At 51.7% G+C, this 24,415-nt stretch carries 24 protein-coding genes; 17 read left to right on the forward strand and 7 right to left on the reverse strand.

What is annotated here, in order from left to right:
- Position 1: 1 nt before the first annotated feature.
- On the forward strand, positions 2-889 hold the full coding sequence (locus M3194_RS28385; protein WP_251657508.1) for a carbohydrate ABC transporter permease: 888 nt from the start codon (positions 2-4) through the stop codon (positions 887-889).
- Positions 890-909: 20 nt separating this feature from the next.
- Here M3194_RS28385 and M3194_RS28390 read toward each other — a convergent pair whose 3' ends face one another.
- The 3 genes from M3194_RS28390 to M3194_RS28400 form a co-directional block, all read right to left on the reverse strand.
- Entirely contained in the window at positions 910-1,431 is a 522-nt protein-coding gene (locus M3194_RS28390) for a hypothetical protein (protein ID WP_251657509.1), read from the reverse strand.
- Positions 1,431-1,904: a hypothetical protein gene (locus M3194_RS28395; protein WP_251657510.1), complete on the reverse strand. Its 474-nt coding sequence runs from the start codon at positions 1,902-1,904 to the stop codon at positions 1,431-1,433. The genes M3194_RS28390 and M3194_RS28395 overlap by 1 nt, the downstream gene beginning before the upstream one ends.
- Before the next feature lie 139 nt (positions 1,905-2,043).
- A complete protein-coding gene (locus M3194_RS28400; RefSeq protein WP_251657511.1) occupies positions 2,044-3,237 on the reverse strand; it encodes an MFS transporter in 1,194 nt (397 codons plus the stop codon).
- A 197-nt stretch (positions 3,238-3,434) separates the two neighbouring features.
- On the opposite strand from M3194_RS28400, the gene M3194_RS28405 reads away from it, so the two are divergent.
- Together M3194_RS28405 and M3194_RS28410 are read left to right on the forward strand one after the other, a co-directional pair.
- On the forward strand, positions 3,435-4,013 hold the full coding sequence (locus tag M3194_RS28405; protein ID WP_251657512.1) for a TetR/AcrR family transcriptional regulator: 579 nt from the start codon (positions 3,435-3,437) through the stop codon (positions 4,011-4,013).
- Between the two features lie 90 nt (positions 4,014-4,103).
- Entirely contained in the window at positions 4,104-4,337 is a 234-nt protein-coding gene (locus tag M3194_RS28410; protein WP_251657513.1) for a DNA-binding protein, read from the forward strand.
- 61 nt (positions 4,338-4,398) lie between these two features.
- On the opposite strand, the gene aguB is transcribed toward M3194_RS28410, so the two are convergent.
- Together aguB and M3194_RS28420 are read right to left on the reverse strand one after the other, a co-directional pair.
- Positions 4,399-5,277, reverse strand: coding sequence for an N-carbamoylputrescine amidase (gene aguB / locus M3194_RS28415; protein ID WP_251657514.1), 879 nt, complete (start codon positions 5,275-5,277; stop codon positions 4,399-4,401).
- Positions 5,278-5,347: 70 nt separating this feature from the next.
- The gene (locus M3194_RS28420) at positions 5,348-6,382 is read right to left on the reverse strand and encodes an agmatine deiminase family protein (RefSeq protein ID WP_251657516.1); all 1,035 of its coding nucleotides are present in this window, start codon (positions 6,380-6,382) and stop codon (positions 5,348-5,350) included.
- Between the two features lie 478 nt (positions 6,383-6,860).
- On the opposite strand from M3194_RS28420, the gene M3194_RS28425 reads away from it, so the two are divergent.
- The 3 genes from M3194_RS28425 to M3194_RS28435 are packed head-to-tail and all read left to right on the forward strand — an operon-like array spanning position 6,861 to position 8,591.
- Positions 6,861-7,544, forward strand: a complete 684-nt coding sequence (locus M3194_RS28425; RefSeq protein WP_251657517.1) for a hypothetical protein — start codon at positions 6,861-6,863, stop codon at positions 7,542-7,544.
- A gap of 44 nt (positions 7,545-7,588) precedes the next feature.
- Positions 7,589-7,894: a hypothetical protein gene (locus M3194_RS28430; protein ID WP_251657519.1), complete on the forward strand. Its 306-nt coding sequence runs from the start codon at positions 7,589-7,591 to the stop codon at positions 7,892-7,894.
- Position 7,895: 1 nt separating this feature from the next.
- On the forward strand, positions 7,896-8,591 hold the full coding sequence (locus M3194_RS28435) for a hypothetical protein (protein WP_251657521.1): 696 nt from the start codon (positions 7,896-7,898) through the stop codon (positions 8,589-8,591).
- Between the two features lie 72 nt (positions 8,592-8,663).
- Here the strand turns inward: M3194_RS28435 and M3194_RS28440 are convergent, their stop codons facing one another.
- On the reverse strand, positions 8,664-9,443 hold the full coding sequence (locus M3194_RS28440; RefSeq protein ID WP_251657523.1) for an HAD family hydrolase: 780 nt from the start codon (positions 9,441-9,443) through the stop codon (positions 8,664-8,666).
- A 163-nt stretch (positions 9,444-9,606) separates the two neighbouring features.
- On the opposite strand from M3194_RS28440, the gene M3194_RS28445 reads away from it, so the two are divergent.
- The 9 genes from M3194_RS28445 (at position 9,607) to M3194_RS28485 (ending at position 19,683) form a co-directional block, all read left to right on the forward strand.
- Complete coding sequence (locus M3194_RS28445) at positions 9,607-10,578, forward strand: CehA/McbA family metallohydrolase (RefSeq protein WP_251657525.1); 972 nt, start codon at positions 9,607-9,609, stop codon at positions 10,576-10,578.
- Between the two features lie 16 nt (positions 10,579-10,594).
- A complete protein-coding gene (locus M3194_RS28450; protein ID WP_251657527.1) occupies positions 10,595-11,554 on the forward strand; it encodes a PHP domain-containing protein in 960 nt (319 codons plus the stop codon).
- A 4-nt stretch (positions 11,555-11,558) separates the two neighbouring features.
- Positions 11,559-12,941, forward strand: coding sequence for an MATE family efflux transporter (locus tag M3194_RS28455; protein ID WP_251657528.1), 1,383 nt, complete (start codon positions 11,559-11,561; stop codon positions 12,939-12,941).
- A 34-nt stretch (positions 12,942-12,975) separates the two neighbouring features.
- Positions 12,976-14,352 (forward strand): aspartate aminotransferase family protein, encoded by a 1,377-nt coding sequence (locus M3194_RS28460; RefSeq protein ID WP_251657530.1) that lies wholly within the window; start codon positions 12,976-12,978, stop codon positions 14,350-14,352.
- Positions 14,353-14,462: 110 nt separating this feature from the next.
- Positions 14,463-15,839, forward strand: a complete 1,377-nt coding sequence (locus M3194_RS28465) for a sugar ABC transporter substrate-binding protein (protein ID WP_251657532.1) — start codon at positions 14,463-14,465, stop codon at positions 15,837-15,839.
- Between the two features lie 105 nt (positions 15,840-15,944).
- Positions 15,945-16,868 (forward strand): carbohydrate ABC transporter permease, encoded by a 924-nt coding sequence (locus M3194_RS28470; protein WP_251657533.1) that lies wholly within the window; start codon positions 15,945-15,947, stop codon positions 16,866-16,868.
- Positions 16,869-16,892: 24 nt separating this feature from the next.
- Positions 16,893-17,723, forward strand: a complete 831-nt coding sequence (locus M3194_RS28475; RefSeq protein WP_251657535.1) for a carbohydrate ABC transporter permease — start codon at positions 16,893-16,895, stop codon at positions 17,721-17,723.
- Complete coding sequence (locus M3194_RS28480; protein ID WP_251657537.1) at positions 17,720-18,835, forward strand: ABC transporter ATP-binding protein; 1,116 nt, start codon at positions 17,720-17,722, stop codon at positions 18,833-18,835. Before M3194_RS28475 ends, M3194_RS28480 begins: the two co-directional genes overlap by 4 nt.
- A 71-nt stretch (positions 18,836-18,906) precedes the next feature.
- On the forward strand, positions 18,907-19,683 hold the full coding sequence (locus tag M3194_RS28485; RefSeq protein ID WP_251657539.1) for a DeoR/GlpR family DNA-binding transcription regulator: 777 nt from the start codon (positions 18,907-18,909) through the stop codon (positions 19,681-19,683).
- 69 nt (positions 19,684-19,752) lie between these two features.
- Here M3194_RS28485 and M3194_RS28490 read toward each other — a convergent pair whose 3' ends face one another.
- Entirely contained in the window at positions 19,753-20,148 is a 396-nt protein-coding gene (locus M3194_RS28490) for a VOC family protein (protein ID WP_251657541.1), read from the reverse strand.
- A gap of 130 nt (positions 20,149-20,278) precedes the next feature.
- On the opposite strand from M3194_RS28490, the gene M3194_RS28495 reads away from it, so the two are divergent.
- Positions 20,279-20,923: a peptide-methionine (S)-S-oxide reductase MsrA gene (locus M3194_RS28495; RefSeq protein WP_251657543.1), complete on the forward strand. Its 645-nt coding sequence runs from the start codon at positions 20,279-20,281 to the stop codon at positions 20,921-20,923.
- Between the two features lie 199 nt (positions 20,924-21,122).
- Positions 21,123-24,368, forward strand: a complete 3,246-nt coding sequence (locus M3194_RS28500; protein ID WP_251657544.1) for a carbohydrate-binding protein — start codon at positions 21,123-21,125, stop codon at positions 24,366-24,368.
- Positions 24,369-24,415: the final 47 nt, after the last annotated feature.

Genomic DNA, 24,415 nt, shown 5'->3' on the forward strand with positions numbered 1-24,415 from the left:
TGTGGTCAGAAATACAACATTAGGTTCACGGGCGTTTGATATTGGGAATATCATCCTTCTCGGGTTATTGGTCTTAAGCTGCGTTTACCCGCTTTGGTACACCTTCTGTGTATCGATCTCCGAGAAATCCGCCGCTAACGCAGGCTTGGTTACGCTTTATCCGATCGGCTTCTCCTTGACGCCGTATAAGGAAATTATTAACGACAGCATGTTCTTTAACGCCTTCTGGATTTCGATCCAGCGTACCGTGCTTGGCACGAGCTTCGCCTTGCTGATGACGGTATTAATGGCTTACCCGCTCGCGCGTCCGCAAAAAGATTTTAAAACGCGCAATATGTTCATGTGGATCCTCGTCTTCTGCATGTTGTTCAGCGGCGGCCTGATCCCGTGGTATCTTACCATTCAGAACTATCACTTGATCGATTCGATCTGGGCGTTAGTGCTTGGCGGCGGCGTACCGGTATTTGATGTCATCCTGATCATGAACTTCTTCCGCAATCTGCCGAAGGAGCTGAATGAAGCAGCCGTCGTTGACGGCGCCGGTCCATGGTCGATCCTGTTCCGGGTATATATCCCGTGCTCGATTCCCGTACTGGCTGCCGTTGCGTTGTTCATCAGCGTATACCACTGGAACGAGTTCTTTAACGGATTGATCCTGAGTAACACCCAATCCAGCTATCCGCTCCAAACCTATATCCAGCAGCTTGTCGTTAACATTCCGGTAGGCACCAATCTGACGCCCGAGCAGTACAAAAAGCTGTCGGAGCTGTCGAACCGGACGCTGAATTCGGCCAAGGTGTTTATCGCCATGGTGCCGATGCTGATCGTCTATCCTTTCCTGCAAAAATACTTCGTATCCGGCATTATGCTGGGCGCGGTGAAGGAGTAAAGCGGAAGAACCGCATCCCTCTACAGGATGCGGTTCTTTTTTTTATGCAAGCGCCCAGTGGAGAAGGCCGCTCGGTACATCGTGAGTTGAATGCTTAGCACGACCAGGTAGATGGGGATGGAGTACAGGATTATATAACCGTGCTTATAATGAAACACGCCGACCTTCACTCCTATCCATTCGAATACAAGAGAGATGCCCGACCACGCTATAATATATCCGATTACGGGCATTCCGGAGATTCGCAAGCGTTCGGCTCCATACACAAACAAGTACCCGTAAGGGGCGTACATCAAATAAGAGATGAAATCAAACGTCTCGTAACTGGCCCTGTCGCCAACGTCGTACAGATCAAACGGAGGAACTGCAATCGTATGGTCAAAAACGAGCCCAAACGTGACGCTTATCAGCATGGGGAAAATCGTTTGCATGGGCGATAGGGTCCGGGGCAGCAGCCAATAAACGGCGAAGCCGACAGACATCAGCCCGATGGCGAACCACTCGTTGCCATTAAAGTGATGGTCGTAAGCGATTGTATCCATTAGCGGCTCCACCCCTCTCTTTCAGCCATCCAATGAAAGATTTTCCCCAAGAACAAGGTATACAGCATGATCAAGAGGATCATCAGTGACTCGTTCAAGTAGCTCCAATTCTGATAGATCAGAACGTGATTCCAACGCAGCTCCATGCCAAGCAGCAATTGCAAGAAGAAGGCGTAGACGGTTATCCCTATGCGGACGCTGGTTTTGGTCGTTGCGAGAAAAATATTCGCGAATGCAAGCAGGACGAACGTAACGGTAAAGTCATTATGCAGGATCAAAGCAATAAAATGCGGTATGCTCCGGTTGATTTCGAATAGCTTCAGATTGTAGCCGCTAATGGTCAATTTGTTCGTAAGGACGACTTCTACAGCCATAAATAAAAGGAAGTTGACGACTAGCGGGAGCTTGCAACGCAGATTCAGGGCAACTTGAATGCAAAACCATGCGTATAAAATAAAGATAACAAGAACCACAGGGAGCATCCCTTTCTTATCCAATCGTACAGGTAGGATTCCCTTTCAGCCTAAGGATATCCGTTATACGACAAGGACGCTCAGGCCAATCGGTCTGGGCGTCCTTGTGCTGTGCACGATTTTTTTGCAGCCTGCATGATCAAGATTTCTTTTCAGTGAGGAAATACAGCAGCGCAAGCACCGGAAACGCAATGCCTATTATTAACGCCGTACTCCAGCCCCCGGAAGCAAAGGCCCATCCGCCCAGGGCAGATCCAATGGCACCGCCAAAGAAGAATATAGCCATGAAGAGCCCGTTGAGTCTGCTCCGGATTTCCGGCCCTAATGAGAAGATCGCGCGTTGGCTGAGCACAAGATTGGCGGATACGCCGGCGTCGAGAAGAATAGCGGCAACGACTAATATAAAGACTCCGAATGGCGAAGTCGTTTGGAACAGAAGCGGGAGCAGCACCGATACGGCAGCCGTCGCAAGCGATATGGCAGTAGCGGGTCTAGTCCAGCCGCGATCGGCTAACCGGCCAGCCACGGGCGCGGCTACCGCGCCTGCTACGCCAACAAGGGCGTAAAGCGCAATGGCCTTTTGCGAGAACTGAAAGCCGGGACCGGCAAGCAATTGCGGAACAGTGGTCCAGAATAAGCTGAATGCCGCAAATAAGCTTGCATGGTAAAAAGCACGGCGGCGCAGGATCGGGGTGGTTCGCAGCAGATGCCACATCGAAACAAGCAGGGCGGCATAGCTGGTGGTAGCTGTTGGTTTTCTTGTTGGCAGCACTCTTGCAAGTACAATCGCCAGGATCACGATAGCCGCGGCAGATATTACGAATATGGAATGCCAGCCAAAGAAATCAGCCGCGAGGCTCGACAATGGCCGCGCGAGCATAATGCCGAGGAGCAGTCCGCTCATGACATTCCCGACAACGCGCCCGCGGGAAGAATCGGATGCCAGGTAGGAGGCGAAGGGGACAAGGACTTGTGCAGCAACCGATCCGAGCCCAATGACGAGCGTAGCGGACAGGAAAAGGAAGGGTTGCCTTGCAACGGCTGCGGTGATTAGGGCGATGGCCGTAAGAAATAAGGCGGCGACAACCAGCTTGCGGTTCTCGACAAGGTCGCCCATAGGCACGATAAACAGCAGGCCAATAACGTATCCAATCTGAGTCAGCGTTACAATGAAGCCGGCACTGCCGGAGGACAAGCCGATGGAGGAACTGATTAAACCTACCAGAGGCTGTGCGTAGTAGAGATTAGCGGCAATGATTCCGCACGCGGCGGCGAGCAGCATGATTAGCCATGCCGGGGTATTTTTATCGATTGCTTGTTCTGTTGCTTTCATAAAGATCACTCCTAGCGTTTCATTTTTTGAGCCGCTTAATTACTGAACGTATCGTTCACTATATAATGTCTAAATCATATACTGAACGTATCGTTTTGTAAATAGGCGATTTGTTTTTCATTTGGATTCATTTTTCAGTATACTGAACGTATCGTATCTAATCGGTTTATATAGATTGGTCAGAGGGAGGATCCCCTATGGAAGCTAAGAGAGGGCGGCCGCGTAATGTGGAGACGCAAAAGGCGATTCTAACCGCTTCTTATGATTTGTTATTGGAGAGCGGCTTTGAAGCCGTCACCGTGGAGAAAATCGCCGAGCAGGCCAAAGTAAGCAAAGCTACAATCTATAAATGGTGGCCTAACAAGGCAGCCGTGGTTATGGACGGGTTCCTGTTTGCTGCCGCGGCGAGACTCCCCGTTCCCGACACGGGCGCTGCATATGAGGATATCGTTATTCACGCTTCGAATTTAGTGCGATTCCTGACAAGCCCGGAGGGAAGAGTCATCAAGGATCTCATTGGCGGAGGGCAGTTTGATGCGGGATTGGCGGAGGCCATCCGAACCCGTTATATCGAGCCTCGCCGGCTGGAAGCCGGAAGCTTGATGGAGAGGGGAATTGAGCGCGGGGAATTGATTAAAAATCTTGATATAGCCCTAGGCGTTGATCTGATTTACGGTCCGATATTTTATCGCTTGTTAATGACCGGCGGAACGCTGGATGAGTCCTATGTGCGGCAGCTGGTGTCGAATGCCTTTGAGGGCATACGTTCGAACTAAACGAAATACTTGTTCCGATAATCGGTGTTTGCCCGATGTCATGGTATAATGAATTATCCGATCAATCAGGAACAAGAGAGGAAACGATATATGAAAGTTTTTGAAGACTGGAACCAGAAATTGAAAAGTGATTTTAACGCAACAAGCCGCGTAGATGTATTTACCGTTAAAGAGGCAGGCGAGCTGCTAGGTCTTACCAAGGATCAAATGAAAGTATTCGTGGATAAAAACAATCTAACCAAAGTTCCTATCATGAGAAATGTTCATAGATACCTGTTGCTGAAGAGCGAAATCGACCAAATTGTAGAGAATGGGGTCGTATAGAAACAAAAAGAAGGCCCCGCTGGCTATTAGTTTAGCCAGCGGGGCCTTCTTTTAACACCGATTATTTGATTCGGATCTCGCCGTCGTACGAAGCAATCACGCCGTACAGATCCGGACGGCGGTCGCGGAAGATGCCCCATTCGATGCGTTGGGATTCCAGCTGATCCAGGTCGAACTCGGCAACAAGCACGCCGTGCTCGTCGCGTCCGGCTTCCGCAATCATATTGCCCTGCGGGCCGGCGATGAAGGACGAACCGTAGAAGTTAATCGTCGAGTCTTCGTCATGTTCTTCGCCGATGCGGTTGGATGCGATAACCGGCATCAGGTTGCAGGCCGCATGGCCTCTCATGCACATTTGCCAATGATCCTTGGAGTCGATGCTGCCGTCCTGCGGCTCCGAGCCGATAGCCGTTGGATAGAACAGCAGCTCCGCACCCATAAGGGCCATGCTGCGTGCCGCTTCCGGATACCATTGATCCCAGCATACGCCGACGCCGATTTTGGCATATTTGGTCTTCCACACTTTAAAGCCCGTATCTCCCGGATTGAAGTAGAACTTCTCTTCGTACCCAGGACCGTCGGGAATGTGGCTTTTGCGGTATTTGCCCAGCACTTCGCCGTCCGCGTCAATAACCGCCAGCGAGTTGTAGCGTGCCCAGTTCTTCTTCTCATAGAAGCTGATCGGCAGTACGACGCTAAGCTCCTTGGCGATGCCGCGGAAATGGTTAATCGCTTTGTTCTCCTCGAGCTCTGTTGCGTACACGTAGTAGTCCGCCTTTTCCTTCTGGCAGAAGTAAGGGGTCTCGAACAGCTCCTGCAGCAGGATGATTTGGGCGCCTTGCGCCGCCGCTTCCCGTACCAGAGCTTCCGCCTTGCGGATGTTCTCTTCTATATTCGTTGTGCAGCTCATTTGCGTAGCTGCCACCTTGACTGTTCTCATCGTAATGCATAGCCTCCTTGTAAGCCGAAGCTCATGAATGTATTGTATGCCTGTTGCCTCTGCCTGGGAGTTACGCCCGGCGGGCCGGCATTTGCTGTGTTGTGCAATGCACATTGCCGCCTTCGCGGATAACGGCCATGCCGTCGATTGGACGAATCCGGTGATTCGGGAATGCCGCTTGCAGGGTCTCGATCGCTTTGCGATCCGCTTCCTCCGCCGCTCCGCCAAATACAGGCAGAATGATGCCGCCGTTCACGAAATAGAAGTTCAGATAGCTAAGCGTGAGACGAGTGTCCTCGTATTCCGCATATGGTGGCTGCCCGATCTCGATAATCTCGAGCTTGCGGCCCTTCGCATCAACCGCTTCGCTTAAGATACGGCGATTCTCTTGCGTAATCGCGTAGTTGTCATCGGACGGATCGTCGCATACTTGCAATATAACCTTGCCAGGGGCGGCGAAGCAAGCGATGTTGTCGACATGTCCGTCGGTCTCGTCGCCGCTAAGTCCGCGCTTCAGCCATACGATGGTGTCGACGTTCACGAATTCTTTGACATAGCCTTCAATCTGCTCGCGGCTTAGCTCCGGATTGCGGTTAACATTAAGCAGGCATTCCTCGGTTGTCAGCAGGGTGCCTTCGCCGTCCGTATGAATAGAACCGCCCTCCATAACAAGCGGAGCATCAAACTGCTTAACGTCGACATGCTTCAGGATTTGCGGCGCTACCGCATCGTCCAGATCCCATGGCGAGTACTTGCCGCCCCATGCGTTAAACTTCCAGTTCACGCCCGCCAGCTCACCTTCCGGACCCACTACAAAAGTTGGGCCATTGTCGCGCAGCCATGCATCATTATGCTCGACTGGCAGACATTCCACAGCCGTATTGCCCGCAAACAGACCGCTGACCTTCTCCAAGTCCGCCGGATTAACAACAACGGTTACAGGCTCGAATTCCGCGATCGCGTTAATCAGCTCGGCGTAACCCGCGCTGACCTGCTCGTAATGCTCCGGATAGACCATGGAAGCTTGTACCGGCCAGGAGATGAAGGTGCGCTCATGCGGCGTCCATTCCGCCGGCATTGTATAGTTCAATTGTTTTGGGTTCATATAGGGTAGTATTCCTCTCTTATCTTAAGCACAATGTGCCTTGGCATTTAGCATCTAAGTCTTGCTCAACCTTCTTATCATATAACAAAAAGGATGACAGCTCAATTGCGAAGCTTTGTCAAATCGGGGGCAAAAAGATCCGGAAATCGGCGTGCAAACACCGGTCTTGCAAGAAGAGAGAGGCAGAACCCGCTGGTGAATAGCCCAAAGCTTTCTTCATTCTATTAAACAAGCCGCAGCTATTATTGCTGCGGATTTTACATTTTATTACAGTTTCTATGAAAATCCGCTATGTTCTCCCCTCTATTCGTACAGACCGTAAAGACTCTATCTGTATACGCTATGATTAGACGAAGGACATTCCGTCTGATAGCGGATACCAAGTGCCATTCCCGTATACTTCTCCCCCTATTACATCCGTCTATCGGCAAGAGCGGAGTCTTTCCATTTTTTCATTCATAGGAGAGTGAAGTCCGTTATGTCCGTGAAAGTAGGCTGCAAAGTGTGCTTCAAAGCGAAAAAGAGCTGCACCTGCAAAAAACATAAAACGAAAGCATGCTTGCCGAAATCAACTCAGCTGGTGAATGTGCTCAACACGATTAGTGAGCAGCTTGTCGGGATTAATACCAATCTCAATGACAACATTAACAATTTAAGTACCGTCATCAGCACGAACAACAATAACTTAAACAGCAATCTGGCTTCCGGAATCAGCTCGCTGAACGCAAATCTGAAAAATACCATCATAGCGACCACGAATACGATTGTCAGCAATATGAATACGATTAATTTGCAAACCTGCGAGGTTAATAGAGTCACGCGCTGGACCGACTTCACCGTCGCTTGCGGAACGAGCCAGACCTATTTCGAGAATCTGTCCGCGGGAACGCCGGAGAAAGTGGTTATCCGCGCAGGCAGTGCTCAGCCTTATGGAAGTCCGTGTCAAGCCGTGCTTGTTATATTGAAAATGGACGGAACCGTTGTTGAACAACCGCTGCCGCCTCAGGGAGCCGAAACGAATATTACGATCGATAACTATGCAAGCATATCCATTCGCTGCGAGCGGGGCATCGAAGTGCCTGACGGGGCTACTTGCGCGGGCTTTATTGAAATCAGAGAGTATTTCTGCTTGTGCTGCTCGCCTGCGGCCGCCGTCTCTTAAGTAGAAAGGAGAGGTTCACTCTGAACGACTATCAAAAGTTAAGCATGCTGAATCGTTTATCCCGCATTGATTTGCCGCAAATTACGGCTCTCGTACAGAACAATGCGGAGGATAGCGTCCTGCTGGAGGCTCTCGAGAAATTGATGCTGGAGAAAAGCGAGTCTTACCGCCTCTACCTCGAGGGCGTGCATTCTCCCAATGCCAATACGCTCAGCGCGGTAAAAGAAAGATTTATCAAGGATGAGATCCATAAAAATCCGCATTATCGATTTATCTATTCGATGCTGAAGGATCCCAGTCATAGCGTAGACTGCGGCTGCGGCTCGAAAAAAATGAGGAGCGTGACTTAAGGTGGCGGTAGTATCTGTCAAATCGAAATGCCATAAGCGCTTGAAGCCTATGAAATGCAAAAAAGGTCCGGTGAAGCGCTCCGGCACCAAGCAGGTTGTTAATCTGCTGAATACAATCAGCACGCAGCTTACGGGCATTAACAACAATCTGAACAATGATCTGAACAACCTGTCCACTGTCATTAACACGGGCAACACTAATTTGAACAGCAACCTGGCTGCGTCCCTCAGCACTTTAAATGCCGATTTGCATAATGCTTTGGTCGCCAGCTCGAATACGATTGTAAGGAATATGAATACGATCAATCAGCCGAATTGCAGCATTGAGAGAATCAGAAGCTATGAAAATTTCTGGATTCCTTGCGGAACAAACGCCGTGCTTTTTAACAACCAATCGATGGCGTCCTCCGAAAAGGTATTTATTACCGCTGCCAGCAATCAATTCTGGGGGGATGGCTGTCAGGCTGTTCTGGTCATTGTAACGTTGGATGGAACGGTTATCGAGCGTCCGTTGCCTCCGATGCTGCCGCCGACTTTTACAAACCAGGAGATCCAAATTATCGTTGATAACTATGCGAGCATCGTGGTCCGCTGCGAATCCGTTGGCCCAACCGTGCCGGAAGGCGGATTCTGCTCGGGATATGTTCAAATCACGGATTTTGTGTGCATTTGCTGCTCTCCGGAAAATGCGGGTTAAAGCGTCTGCAACAAAGCGGACTCCACTTTAAGAGAAGGACCCCAAGCCGATTGGCAGGAGGGTCCTTCACTATTACATATGCTCTCGATCGGCGGATGCATGCCAGGCTGCCTTGCCATCTTCCGCAATCAGCTCGCCTATGGACGGAAGAATCAGTCCGGCATAAGGAGCGAGCTCCGCTTCTTCGCTTGTGCCGGATAAGACACCGATGGCAAGGCCGGCCTTCGAGTTTTGGGCGAACCTCATGTCGGTTAACGTATCTCCAACAATGGCGACTTCGCTTGGATGCAGTCCGGTCAGCTCGCAAAATTCGTTCAGCATCACGGGACTGGGTTTTTTCTCGTAACGATCGGAGGTGCCGATAAAGTGAAAGCGATCGGCAACTCCGTATTTATTCAGGAAGAAGAGAGTGGATTCCAGATCGTCCGCGGTCGCGATTCCAAGCTTCAGCCCATGGTTCTCTAATCTCTCCAGTACGCTCTCTAAATCCGCCGTAGGCTGCAGCTGATTGCGATGAACCTGAGTCAGCCGATAGATCTCGTCTGTCAGCCATGGATGAAGTCCCGCGGTTTGTTCCGCGCTGAATCCGCTCTCGGCAAGCACCTTCAAATAAGCCTCCGCAATGTCCGCGGTAGTTCCCCCCGCCAGAATCCCCTTCGAATCCACTTTCCCCTCCGAAAGTCCTATGGATTGGAGAAGCCGCCTCTTCATGCCGGATTCCGGCTCATTGACCTTCAAGTTCGCAAGCAAGTGATCGGTTAGCTCCTCCGCGATCGGAATCCAGAACGAATGGAATTGAATGAGCGTGCCGTCTTTATCAAACAGTACTCCTTTTATCGAGAAACCCGACATGATTATCCCTCACTTGTTTTGTTGTTGTTTTGTGTAGTATTAATTCTATGATATCAATGTTAACGGGGTGTTAATTATTCGTATATCGATTGAAATACGGAAAAAGCCATAGTATTCTGAATGCAAACAACATAAAACAACATAAATGCCAAACGGAGGCGAAATGATGAAAAATAGGATTCTGTTGGACCGCGGCAAAGCGATGTACAAGGGCAATATTCATCTTCACACGACCTGGTCGGACGGGAGGCTGCCCGCAGCGGAGGTGGTCGAGGCTTTTAAAGCAAAGGGCTATCACTTTATTGCGTTCAGCGATCATGATGTCTATACGCGGACAGAGGAATTTAATACGCCGGATTTCATCACGATCCCCGCAACCGAACGCGGAGAGCTGAATCCCGTTCCAGATAAGAATCCGGGCTATCATTTTGGCGTTCTGGACGATCCGACCGTGGAGCCCGAGCTTGAACGATACGGCCATCTGGAGCAGTTTCCGATTCCGGTGCCGTGGGTCGGCGATCACTCGCCGCAGTTGTTGATTGACGAATTGCGCGCTCACGGCAATCTCGTTATCTTTAACCATCCCGAATGGCATCTAACGCGGTTTGAAGACATGGTGAAATACGACCGGTTCTTTGCGGTTGAAGTGTACAATCATGCGACGGAATGGTCGCCGAGCAGCTCCTACGGCGCCGCCTATTGGGACCATGCCCTGCAGAACGGAAAACGCGTGTTTGGCATTGCGTCCGACGATTCGCATTCCCATGATCCGAACTGGAAAATCCCCGAATACGGCGGAGGCTGGATTAAGCTGCAGGCAGAAGCATTAACGCATGCGGATGTCATCAGAAGCTTGAAGGCGGGAGCGTATTATTCCAGCTCCGGGCCTGAAGTATTCGACTTGCGCGTGGAGGACGGCGAACTCAAAATCCAGTGCTCTCCATGCAAGTTTATTATGTTTAAGGCGTTTCCTCAACGCGGAGAGTTCTACGGCAACTTCGAATCGGGCGAGCCGCTCACCGAAGCGTCCATGAAGATCCAGGAGGATATGGTATACGTTCGGGTGGAATGCGTTGACTTCGAGGGTAATGTGGCGTGGACGAATCCCGTTTTTATCGCAGATTTGATGGAATAGAGAAGGAGTGCCGAGAATGAAACCATACGTTTATTTGGATGGCGGGAAGCGCAAGTACAAAGGGAATATTCATACCCACTCCACGAGAAGCGACGGTCAATACGAGCCGGAGACGGTTATTCGGGCCTACAAGGACAAGGGCTATGATTTCATGTGCCTTAGCGATCACGAGATTTACTGGAAGTCCGACTCCTTCGACGAGGAAGGCTTTATCCTTCTGAGCGGCTATGAGATGGCTTGCGAGATGAGCTGGAGAGAGACCGGGCAGCAATATCATATTCACGGATTGCTGGATGAGACGCTGGGCTCGAGCATCCCGTTTGAACATGACGAGGAGCATGCCAAGCCGGATTACGCCGGTCTGGACACGATTCAAGCGCTGATAGACGAGATGAGGGAGAAGGGCAATCTTGTCATCATGAACCATCCGACATGGTCGCGCAATAAGCCGGAGGATCTTCTCCAGCTGCAGCATTACGCGGCGATCGAGATTTATAACCATCAGTCGGAGCTCTACGAGGCGGTTGGATACGGCGTGCGGCACTGGGATTACCTGCTCAGCCATGGACGCAAGGTATTCGGCATCGCCGCTGACGATGCTCACGGCGGCGCGATGGATACCGCCATCTCCGAGTTCTTCGGCGGCTGGATTTCCGTGGAGGCTAACCGTCTGAATCAGCAGGAGATCATTAATGCCATGAAGGAAGGCCGGTACTACTCCTCAAACGGCCCCGAGATCTACGACTTGCGCGTGGAGGACGGCTACTTAAAGGTAGAATGCTCGCCCGTGAAATTTATTAAATTTATCACTCATCCCTTTAACGGGCGCACCGTTTACAACCAGGACGCCTCTCCGGTTCAAAGCGGACAATTCCTCCTGGACAGCCATATGATGTACGTTCGCGTGGAGTGCGTGGATCACGAAGGGAACGTAGCATGGTCGAACCCTGTTTTTCCCGATGAATGGAAGAGATAAACGCATGCAGGCATCAACGGATTTAAACAGCGAATTTCGAAACAGCATGATGAGGCTTGTCGTCCCGTCCGTTCTTCAAATGCTGGTGGGCAACTCGTTCTCTCTCCTTAACACCTTAATGGTTGGCCGGCTTGGAGATACGGCGATTGCCGTTGTCGCCGCGGTCGGACAGATCGGGTTTGTTCTTAGCATGATTCTGACGGGCGTGTACGGCATCGCGGCCTTCATCACGCAATTTCACGGCAAGGGAGACAAGGCTTCGCTGCAGCAGGCTTTTGGTCTGATGCTGATCTCCAGCGTTGCTGTGACGCTGGTGCTTGTTGCCGGTGTGTTTGCTTTCAAGAGCTCCATACTCAAGGCCTTTATTAACGATCCGGGTGCCGTGGCTTACGGCGCCCATTATTTAACCGTGTTGCTGCTTGTCTATTTGATTAACTCCATTAAAGACGCCTATGGCCATGCGCTTGGGGCTATCGGGCAAATCAAGGCAACCTTGGTCGTTGGCCTGATCGCGATGTCCGTTAATGGAGCTCTCGACTACGCGCTGATCTATGGCAGGCTGGGTCTTCCCGAATACGGGATTGCCGGCGCGGCCTGGGCAACGCTTGCGTCATCGATTATCGGCGGGATTATGCTGATTGCTTATGTGTACGCTCGAAAAGTCTCGTTTCATATCCGGTTTAAAACCTTAATGTCGTTAAAATTTTCTTTCGTGAAAAAGTTGTACGCAACAACGCTGCCGCTCGTTTTTCATGAAGGGCTCTGGTCGGTCGGGAACATGCTGTACGCGGTGGCCTTCGGTTATATGGGGGTAACGGCACTGGCGACCTTCCAGCTGGCGAGGACGTTTAACGGCTATTTCATGATGGGGATTTTCGGTTTCGCCTATGCGGCGAATGTCCTGATCGGGCAAAAGCTCAGTCAGAAAGAGCCGGAAGAGGCCATCATCTACGCGCGAAAGTTTACGGGATTAACGATTATAGTCTCTATCGTCGCGAGCTTGGCTATTGCGGCATTGAGTCCTTATATCGTGATGCTGTTCAGCCATACAAGCGAAGAAGTACGGACGGCGTTTAAGCATGTCATGCTCATCCAGTCCGTCCTTATGACCGCCTATTTTCTCAATAACCTGTGGATCGTCGGGATGTTCCGGGCCGGCGGCGACAATGTCTACACGTTAAAGCTTATTTTCGTAACGACGTGGCTGATTGCGCTGCCGCTCGTTTTTGCGGGAGCCTATTTCTTTCATTGGCCAATCGAACGGGTCTACTTCCTGTTTGCTCTGGAGGAGGTATCCAAGGCCTGCATCGGGTATTTCCGGTACCGCTCGAACAAGTGGGCCAATAATTTGACGCAAAGCATTTCGGAAAGAGAAAGAGCAGCATAGAGGATTGATCTACAGCTATAGGGAGGGTATTGCAATGGAATTGAAAGCTTTTATGAGAACGGAAGGGGATATTAACCTCTCCTCCGAGCGCAGGAATTGGCAGGCGGACAACTTGAGCGAGGATACGATGGAGGTCCTGGATGAGGACAGCCGTTACTTTGTTCATCAATCCATGTCGACCCCTTGCCTGAACGTTATCGTGAACGCAGAGGGAATATACCTGGAGGACATGGACGGCCGAAAATACATGGATTTTCACGGGAACGGCGTTCATCAAGTCGGCTACAAGAATCGTTATGTCATCGACGCGGTCAAAAATCAGCTGGATGAAATGCCGTTCCTGCCCCGCCGATTCACGAACCCTGTCGCGATCAAGCTTGCGAAGAAGCTGGCGGAGCTGGCGCCGGGCGATCTGAACAAGGTGCTGTTTACGCCGGGCGGGACAAGCGCCATCGGCATGGCACTCAAGCTTGCCCGGAAGGCGACGGGTAAATTCAAGACCATATCAACATGGGATTCGTTCCATGGAGCGGGGCTTGATGCGATCTCGGTTGGGGGCGAAGGGGCATTCCGCAACGGCATGGGACCGCTGTTGCCGGGAACGGAGCATATGATGCCGTATAACAGTTATCGCTGCTTCATGGGCGACTGCGGCAGCTGCGGATTGAAATGCCTGGCTTACCTGGAGTACATGCTGGAGCGGGAAGGCGATGTCGGGGCAATCGTGATGGAGCCGATTCGCAGCACGGATGTCCAAATTCCGCCGAAGGCGTATTTCAAGCGGCTGCGGGAGCTCTGCGACAAGTATGGCGTGCTGTTGATTTTCGACGAGATCCCTACGGCGTTTGGGCGCACCGGGACGATGTTTGTCCATGAGCATTACGATATCGTGCCGGATATCGTTGCGATTGGCAAAGGCTTTGGCGGCGGGGTGTTTCCGATCGCCGGCATCATTGTGAGGGAGGGCCTCGATGTGGCCCAGGATATTTCGCTTGGCCATTACACGCATGAGAAAAGCTCGGTTGGCTGCGCGGCTGCGCTGGCTACGATTGAATATATCGAGCAAAACGGGCTGCTGGAGCACGCGTCCCGAATGGAGAAGGTATTTGAACACCACTTGTCCAAGATGATGGCAAAGCATGCCTTTGTAGGCGATGTGCGGGTGAAGGGGATGCTGGCGGCCATCGAGCTTGTCCGCGACCGCACGACCAAAGAGAAGGCAAGCGAAGAAGCGGAGAAGGTCATGTACCGCTGCATGGAGCGGGGACTCAGCTTCAAGGTTGCAAGCGGAAACGTCTTAACCTTAGTGCCGCCGCTTGTAACGACCGAGGAACAATTGGTGTCGGCTCTAAACATTGTAGACGAGGCTATTCAATTTGCTTGCCATACAAACAACATAACACCAAATTAAACAACAACAAAACAAAATATTTACGTGGTTTTTATTCTGATTTAACACATCTCCTTATACTTAGTCTTGTAGGGCCAACCTTATAGAGGCTTGAAGGAGGATATGTAACAGTGAAAAAGTTTGCTGGCTTAGCGTTGACAATGGTTATGGGTCTTGGGGTTCTTGCGGGATGCGGTTCGAATGAAAATTCTTCCGCGAATACGGAAGGAGCAGCCGCTTCGGACAAACCGGAAGCGAAGGTCGTCACGATCTCGGTTCGCGAGAATACATGGGGCGCGCGTAAAGACAACTTCCTTGAAGCCGAGAAACGCCTGAATGAAGAGCTTGCTCCGGAAAACGTGCAGGTCAAGCTGGATTGGTGGCCGGGTATCGACGATGACGAGCTTGTTCTGCAGGCACAAGCCGGCAAAGTAGCAGACATCTTCATCAACTCCAGCGTGGATATCGGCTGGGAGCGGGACGCGGGACTTATCCGCGACATCGACTGGGTGAAGGACTCCGAGGCATTCAAGAACGTTCCGGCCTCCTATACGAACATTATGAGCTATGACGGGCACTACTACGGAGCGATTCAGGATATGGATGCTTCTCCCGTATTTATCAGCCGCAAAGCGCTCGAGGGCCTTGGTTGGACTAAAGAGCAGATTGACGGCTTGAGAGCAAGAGTAGACAGCGGCGATTTCACGTTCCAGGATCTTGTTAATCTTGCGGATGACGCCAAGAAGAAGAGCCTGGTCAAGATCGGCTTTGCTGTAGAAGATACGCGCTTTGAAGGCTGGAACTACGCCTTTGACTTCAACAACTATGATGCGGCGCAAAACAAGCTTGACCTTTCTCAAAAAGCGAAGGAGGTATATGCCTTCTGGGCGGATGCCAAAAAACGCGGTGTCATTGCGGAGAATATCGGTGACGTAGATACCGATATGGCGGCTCCGATGTTTGTGAAAGGCGAGATTTTCGCTGAGTTCGCGCGTACGGAGTTCTACCAAATGATGCGCGAAGCAAACGGCATGAAGGACAAGGTGGACGACTATAACAACTGGTTTAACGAGAATGTGGTATGGATTCCGGTGCCTTCCGCGCAAAAAGGCGGCAAGCCGGTATCGTACAGCAACCCCGCGATGATGTTTGTCGGCGCGAAAGTGGACGATGACAAGATGCCGTATGTTCAGAAGCTAATCGAGCATGTGCTGGATCCGGACCTGCAAATCAACCATACCATCGCGAGCGGCAAGCTGCCGGTAACGCCGGAGGCGCAAGAGGATCCTCGCTTCAAGGAAATGCCGTTCTATAAGGATCATGCTTACCTGGTCGAGTTCACGAAGACCCGTCCTGCCCTTCCGGACTATGCCACGTTCACGAAAGGCTACACGCTGGGCGTCGAAGCGATGCTGACTAAAGGCAAATCGCCTGAAGAGGCATTCGATATCTTCGTGAAGGAAGTGAAACAGAACGTGCCTGCGGACCGTGTAGAGATTCAGGAATAAACCCACGAACTTAAGCATCAGCCGCGGATAGAAGAGGCGCTCTCATCCGGTTGGGGGCGCCTTTCCCTTTCCGAACTCCGCAACCCTTATGGAGGTCGTAAAGAAATGAACGAATTGAAGGTGCACAAAAAACCGTTTCGCAAAAAGATTTACCCGTATTTGTTCATTATGCCTTTTTCCTTGCTTGTGCTTGTCTTCTTCATCCTGCCGGCCATTGCGACGGTCGGGATGGCTTTTACCGATTTGAACGCGTCGATGAAGCCGCATTTCGTCGGCATCACGAATTTCAAACGAATCTTCACGGATTACAATCTCCCGCAGATTTTAGGCAATACAGCCGTATTTGCCGTTTTGTCGCTGGTTATTTCCATGCTCTTTGCGCTTATTATCTCGATAGCCACGCAATATTTTCTCAAGGGCAAGCTATTGGCCGTCGTTTATCGCGTGTTATGGCTGATTCCGAGCATCATTCCTTCCGTCGTATACGTGACGTTTTGGAAGTTTATTTTCGACCCTACCGAGGGTGGGCTCATTAACGAATTCCTGGCGAGCATGGGAGTGATCTCGGAGCCCGTGTCCTGGTTTACGAAAGGCGCGATGGCGATCGTCATTCTGGCAACCATCGTATCCACCATATCCGGCGGCATGATCCTGCTGTCTTCGGCCATCAACTCGATCCCGGAGGATTTGTACAAGGCAGCCCGTGTCGACGGCGCAAGCGAGAAATCCGTGATTACGAAAATAATTCTGCCAACGCTGAAGTGGCCGCTGATGTATATCACCATTTCCGATCTGATCGGTTTCGTGTCGTCTTATTTCTTCATCATGCTATTAACGCAAGGCGGCCCGATGCGGGATACAACCACGTTATCCCTCTACGCCTTCCAGCAGGCATTTAATCTTAAATATTATGGTTACGGAGCGGCCGTATCGTTAATCGTGGTGTTCATCTCCTTCGTGCTGACGCTGCTGCTGATCCGGATGTTTGATTTCGACCAAATGATCAAGCCTTCACGAATTGAGGACTAATAAAGCGAACCGGAGGCCATTCCGATGTCGACCAGCACATTAAAAAAAGCGCTCGCGCACACGTATATGACGTTGCTGACGCTGCCGATCATAGCCATGATCGTCTGGTATTTTCTCGCGGCAACGCTGAATTTCACGACCGGCGAATTTACGCTGGACAACTTCTCTTTCTTTACGGTGCCGGTAGAGTATTCGGGGATCAAGCTCCCGCTCATCTGGCCGATTGTTCTGAACACGATCGTCTATTCCCTGATGATTGTTGCGATTGAAGTCGGGATTTCCGTGCCAACGGCATACGCCTTCTCCCGTCTGGATTTCAAAGGGAAGGGCGCTGCGCTGAAATTTCTGTTCCTTATGCGTTCTTTTCCCGGCATTACTCTTATTATCGCAACGTTCTTCATTCTGGTGAAAATGGGCCTCGTGAACACGTACCTCGGCGTCATGCTTGTGGCGACGACGGGCTCTCTTCCGGGCCTCGTCTATATTATGAAGGGCTTCTTCGACGAAGTGCCCTGGGATATCGAATGGGCGGCCATGGTGGACGGAACAAGCCGCTTTGGCGCGTTCCGGAAGGTGCTGGTTCCGTATGTCTTGTCCGGAATCGGGGCGATCTCGGTCTTCGCGTTCCTTGGCGCTTACGGGGAATGGTTCCTGTTCAAGCTGCTCATCTTTAATGACGACATGCTGACGTTAGCCGGGTATCTGGCGAAGCTCGTGACGAAAGAGAACCAGATCGTCAACTACGGCTTGATTACCGCGATCGGCTTGTTCTATACCCTGCCGGTTGTCGTGTTCTATATCTTCACGCAGAAAATGTTCATGAAAGTTAACATAGGAGGGGCGAAGCAATCGTGATTACGCTCAAAAATATCGTCAAAGCCTACGACAGCAAAAAAGACAGCAGCCGCGCGGTAGACGGTCTTGATCTGGTCATTAACAAAGGCGAATTCGTCGCCCTGCTGGGACCTTCCGGCTGCGGGAAAACAACCACGTTAATGATGCTCGCCGGGCTGCTCAAGCCAACCTCCGGCGAAATTTATTTCGGCGACCGCCTGGTCAACCATGTGGAGCCGAAGGACCGCAATATCGGCATGGTATTCCAATCGTACGCGCTTTACCCGCATCTCACGGTACGGGATAATATCGCGTTCCCTCTCCGCGAACGCAAGATGCCGAAAGCCCAAGCTTACGAGCGCGCGAAGGAAATGGGCAAAATCGTTCAAATTGATCATTTGCTCGACCGAAAGCCTTCGCAGCTGTCCGGCGGACAGCAGCAGCGGGTAGCGATGGCCAGAGCGCTTGCGAAGGACCCGGAAATTCTGCTGCTGGACGAGCCCATGTCCAATCTGGATGCGCGTCTGAAGCTGGATGTCCGCGACGAGATCCGCAAGCTTCAGAGAGACCTTGGGGTAACGACGATTATCGTCACGCATGACCAAGAGGAGGCGCTGGCGATTTCCGACCGGGTTGCGATCTTAAACAACGGGAAAATCCAGCAGTACGCGCCGCCCGAGGAGCTGTTCAGCCAGCCGGTGAATTTGTTTGTCGCGAGCTTCCTTGGCAACCCTCCGATGAATCTGATTGACGGGGTCATCAAGGAAGAGAACGGGGAGCAGAAGATCGTTACAAGCGGGTTCCAATTCCGTATTCCCGAAGCGCGAAAGCTCGAGGCAGCGCATATCGACAAGCCGGTCAAGCTGGGCGTTAGGCCGCATGATTTCATGCTGGCGGAGCAGACAGACTCGAACGCTTTTCCGATGAAGGTGGATCTCGTCGAGCATTTGGGAAGCGGCAAGCTGGTTAAGGTGATTGACCCCGAGCAGAAGCTGCAGACCACCATCCGTTTCCTTGCGGATAACGAGACGGATGTCCGGCATGGCGATACGATTCGAATGAAAATTCGGGAAAATAAATTTCATGTGTTTGATATGACGGCGGAGGGGCTTAACCTCATGCAGTTCCGTTAGAGGCATAGCTATTACAATTCAGCCGGCTTTTGTTTTATAATGGCTATATATCATTTAAGGGGAGAAACACCATGTCTTTGGCGGGTGAGGAAAGAAGGAAACGCATCCTCGAGATGTTAGGCATAAAAGGCAAAGTCAACGTGAATGAGCTTTCGCAGCAGTTCGAGGTGACAACCGAGACGATCCGGCGGGATCTGGACGATCTGGAGAAGAGCAACAAGCTGAAGAAGGTATACGGCGGCGCGGTGAAGCTCAAGACCGAGATCGAGCCGGCCTACAACGAACGGGAAATCATTCATGCCGAAGAGAAGCGGGCCATCGGGGTGCTTGCGGCCGGTCTGATCGAGGATAATGACGTGCTGGTTATCGACGAAGGCAGCACCGCCATGCAGATCATTCATCATTTGAAGGACAAGCATAATCTGACGATTCTCGTATGCTCCATCCCTACTCTGACGCTTCTTCTTGATTATCAAAAGAACGGCGAATATGACGGAAGAACAATTTTTATCGGGGGAGAGGTGGATCCGAAGCATCTTAGGGTGTCGGGGCCGATCTCGGAAAAAATGATGGAGGATTTCTACGTGAACAAATCGTTTGTTTCCGTAGACGGGGTATCGCTCGAGAACGGGCTTACGGGTTATGATTACGAGCGCGCGTTGTTCACCCGCAAGCTGATGCAATGCTCGCAGACCACGATTGTTGTTGCGGATTCCTCCAAGATCGGCAAACGAACGGTTGCCAGAATTGCCGACTTATCCGACGTGGATTACGTCGTTTCCAATAGCGAGCCTCCTTCCGGCTGGACGGAAAAGCTTCAGGACAGAGGCGTAACCTGGCTGGCTTAAGCGGGATGCTTGAAGCTTGCAAAAAGCCCGACCTTGCGAGGTCGGGCTTTTTGCATGGGCTGGAGAACCTTACTTTGCATTCAGATCCGGCTGATGGATGCCGATTACGTTGCCTTCCGTATCCAGGAAGTAACCTTGCCACGCCATGCCGGGCAGGGCATGCTTCGGCAGGGCAACCGTACCGCCAAGGCGGAGGATTTTCTCGGCCGTAGTATCGAAGTCTTCGACTCCCATTGTGCAAGCAAAGCCGTTCATCGCTTGTCCCGGCTGCGGAGCCGGTCCCATGCGCTTCATGATGGCTCCGTTGATTCCCATAGCGTCGGCGTCGCCTGTCACGGCACCGAAGTAAGGCATTCCGGCATAATCGCTCCAGTCCTCGAACGTCCATCCAAATACCTCTCCGTAAAACGTCTTGGCACGCTCCACATCATCGACATGAATCTCGAAATGAATGACTCTTCCCATGATAACCTCCCGGTTTTTTGGCTTATTTTAGAAGTTCTTCTACTAGGGTTGCCGTTCCTGCTTGAGATAAACGGTTTACGGAAATTATAATATTCGAATGGCAACGAAAGCCGAAGAGGAGGCAACAAGAGTGAATCACGCAGCAGACAATAACCTGCATACCATCACGCTTGGCATGGGCTGCTATTGGAGTCCGGAGGCTTTGTTTGGGGCGGTGCCCGGCGTGGTCAGAACGCGAGTCGGCTTTTCCGGCGGCACTTCCGAGGCGCCAACGTACCGCAGCATGGGCGATCATTCCGAGACGGTCGAGCTGCAATTCGATCCTGCCCAAGTTTCTTATGAGGATCTGCTGGAGCTGTTCTGGAACAACCATAATCCTTATAACATCAACGGGTATAAGGACAGGCAGTATCAATCGCTGTTGCTCTATCGAAACGACGAGCAGGAGGAAGCCTTCCGGAGAATCAAGAGCCGGATCGAGGGAGACAAGGGAAGCTTGCTGGATACGGAGCTGGCTCCTTTTCGTGCTTTCTACCCGGCAGAATCGAGGCATCAGAAGTATTATTTGAAGCGGTTCCCGGATGCCGCTGCTAAGCTAAGCCTGTTATATCCATCGGAGAGAGAACTGGAGAGCTCGACTCTTGCGGCCAGGCTGAACGGTGTAGCCAAGGGCTTCCTCAATCTGGAGCGCCTGCAGCGCGAAATGGAGCAGTGGCCCACTCCGCCGGGTGAGCTGAGCGGTATGCTCTCCTTGATTCGACAAATTCGGTGGTAAGTAGTTCTTCCCTCACAAATGTTATAACATGTTATATTAACATTAAGTAGTCTAAAGGTTTTAATTCATTATGATATATTGACATAATATTAACCAAACATTATATTATTGAATGACTGAAGCCGATCGTATACCTTGCATGCGAATCGGCTTTTCTTTTTGACCATTTGTTTGACCATTCATTTTAGGAGGGATAGTAGTGACCAGTAAAACCAGAAGAAGGTCCAAGCTTATCGCATTGCCTGTCGTTCTTGCACTCTCGATTAGTCCCTTGTTTCCAAACGGAGTACCCCGTGCCCATGCCTTCGAGGCAGCGGATGCGAAGACAGCCATTGAAGCCTATAATAATGTTTTTTGGGATGCAAGCGCGAAGTATTTCTGGAAAACCTCCAATCATGACGGGTATCAGGACTTTTGGGTAGAGGCCGAGCTGTGGGAGCTTGTAATGGATGCCTATCTGGAGGCCACGGATCCGGTATTAAAGGCAAAGCTGCGGACCCAGATTGATGATGTATTCGACGGGGCTGTAGCCAAGTACGGTCAAGACTGGACGAATAATACGTTTAACGACGACATTATGTGGTGGGCAATGGGCAGCGCAAGAGCCTATCAGATTACGCAGGATGCGAAATACCTCGAGAGAGCGGAATATTACTTCAACTATGTTTATGATACGCAGTGGGATGACGAGTTTGCGGGCGGCGGCATTTGGTGGAAGAGCGATGACCGTACGACGAAAAACGCGTGCATTAACTTCCCCGCTGCCGAAGCCGCGGTCTTTCTGTACAACGTTACCAAGAACGAACGTTATCTGGATGCGGCAGCCAAGATCTATCGCTGGAGCAAAACGATGCTGACCGACGGCAACGGCAAGGTCTTCGACCGCATTGAAACGCAAAACGGACCTATACAGGGCGCGACTCACTATAACCAAGGCACGTTTATCGGAGCTGCCGTAGGTCTCTATCAGATTACGGGAGACAAGGTATATCTGGACGATGCGCTCAAAGGCGCCGCCTTTACGAAAGAGCAGCTGGTCGACGCCAACGGACTGCTGCGCTATGAGGGTCCAAACGGGGATTTGAAGGGCGGCAAAACGATTCTCGTCCGTAATCTCGGGTATCTTCAGAAGGTCGTAAATGCAAGCAAGGAGAGCAAGTACAAGACGTTCGCCGAGAGCTATAATGAATGGCTGGCGTTTAATGCCGATATGGCATGGAGTCATCGGAACGCGGCCAATCTGGTCGACAGCAACTGGGCGGGGCAGCAGTTGTCCGGAACCTTCGAATCATGGAGCGCCGCAGCGGCGGTGCAGGCATTGACCTCCCTTGAGCCGCAGGACGCGGAGCAGCTGGAATACGCGGTCAAGAATCCTTATAACAAGCTTGAAGCGGAGAGCTTCAATATCGTAAACGGTCCGGGCATGGAGGGCAGTATCGAAGGCTCGCTGCAATTGGGCGGCATTCAGGACGGCAATTATGCGGCTTATAAAAATGTGGATTTTGGTTCGGGCGAAGGTGCAAGCGGTTTCATTGCGCGGGCTTCCAGCGGAACGGGAGGCGGGCAGATTGAGGTTAGGCTGGACGCTTTGGACGGACCAAAGGTCGGAACGTTAAATGTCGAAGGCACCGGCGGCTGGAATAACTTTATTGACGCCGTTACTTTGCTGAAGGATGAAGAGGGCCATACAAGCAACGTAACCGGCGTGCATGATGTGTATCTGATATTTAAGAAAACCAAGGATTCGTACCTGTTCAATCTGAACTGGTTCAAATTCACGAAGACCGATCCAACGCGTACGGACGCCTATGCCAAGCTGCAGGCGGAGAATTTCGCGAGCAGCGAAGGACTAAGCATTGACTCGGGCGGACAATTTGCCGACGGCATTCACAATAATGCCTATGCTTCCTACGAGGATATTGATTTTGGCGCGGGAGCGGCCGGCGTTACGGTACATGTCGCAAGCGGCAGTCAAGGCGGCTCGATTGAAGTGAAGCTCGACAGCCTGGACGGTCCAACGGCAGGGGTAATCGACATTCCTGCATTCGGCAGCTGGAACGAGTGGGTGGATGTGGCCTCCATTATTGACGATTCATTGGCTGTTGGCGTGCATGACGTGTATCTGATTTTCCATGGGGCAGACGGCAGCGACTATCCTTGCAATCTGGACTGGTTCACCTTCTCGACGATTAAAGGAACGGCAAGGGATGCCTACAGCAAGCTGGAGGCGGAAAATTTCACGAACAGCGTTAACGTAGGAACGGAAAACGGCGGCAATCAGACCTACCTCGCTGGCGTATACGGTCCGAATAAGCCGTATGCGATGTACAACTATGTTGATTTCGGCGATGTCAGCCCATCGCAGTTCCATGTGCAGGCTGCCAGCGCAACGAGCGGAGGAACGATCGAGGCGCGTATTGACGGCATCAACGGGCCAGTCATTGCGACGGCCGAGGTCAGCGGAACGGGCGGCTGGCAGACGTTCCAGGTGTTTGACGGAGAGATGAAGGCTCCCGTAACGGGGAAACATCTCGTCTACCTTCAGTTTAAGGGCAATGATTGGCTGTACAACTTCGACAAATTCACATTCGGGGATCCATCCGTCTTTACGGCTCCAACGCTTCCTCCTGATCCCGTAGATGACGAAGTTCCGCCGGGAGAGGTGGAGAACGTTCAGTTTACCCGCGATAATGGAAAGCTGACTGTACGCTGGGATGGACCGTACGCGGTAGACGGCGATGTTGTGCATCTGAAGCTGCTTCAGAGCGGCAAGCAGGTTGGTGATGTCCTGGAGGTGAAGCGGGGTATTCAAACGGCCGTACTAAACGGAATTGAAGCGGATCGCAGCTATACGCTTGTGATCAGCGCCGCAGACAAGTCGGGCAACGAGTCCGCGGGCGTTAAAATCGCCATTCCGGCGGCACCTGTCTACTCCTTGACCGCTGACGGAGCCAATCTGGCGGAAGGCGCCGTGCTTGAGGATGATGCTTACCTGCGCTTCCAAGCGGGGGATGGCACGACGGCAATCCGCTTCGCAAGCCTTATCTTTGACGGCAAGACGTATGACGGAACGAAGCTTAACGTTGAGCTCGCCGGCCATTTGGGAGCGAAGACGGTTGTTATCGCGGTAGAGGATGCTGCGGGGAACAAGCTGCAGAAGACGATTCATATCCAGGTAAAAACAAGTATCCGGAGCATGAGCAAGCTCGTTGACCGTTACAAAGCGTCTGGCGAAGTGAGCAAATCGCTGGCCGCGCAGCTGTCGGCTAGTCTGAAGCAGGCCCAGCATCACCTGGACAAAGGGAAGCGGGATCAGGCGATCAAGCAGATGCAGGACTTCATTAAGCAGCTGAATAAAGCAAGGAGCGGGGACATCGCGGAAAAGGCCAAATCGGTATTTAATGCTGATGCGGAAGCTCTAATTGCAAGCTGGAAAAAGAAATAAGAGAAGAACGGAAGAGACGCTCCGCCACATGTTGCATGTGGCGGAGC

Origin of the sequence: Paenibacillus glycanilyticus (assembly GCF_023715145.1) — a bacterium.
In the GTDB taxonomy this organism is placed as follows: Bacteria; Bacillota; Bacilli; order Paenibacillales; family Paenibacillaceae; genus Pristimantibacillus; species Pristimantibacillus glycanilyticus_A.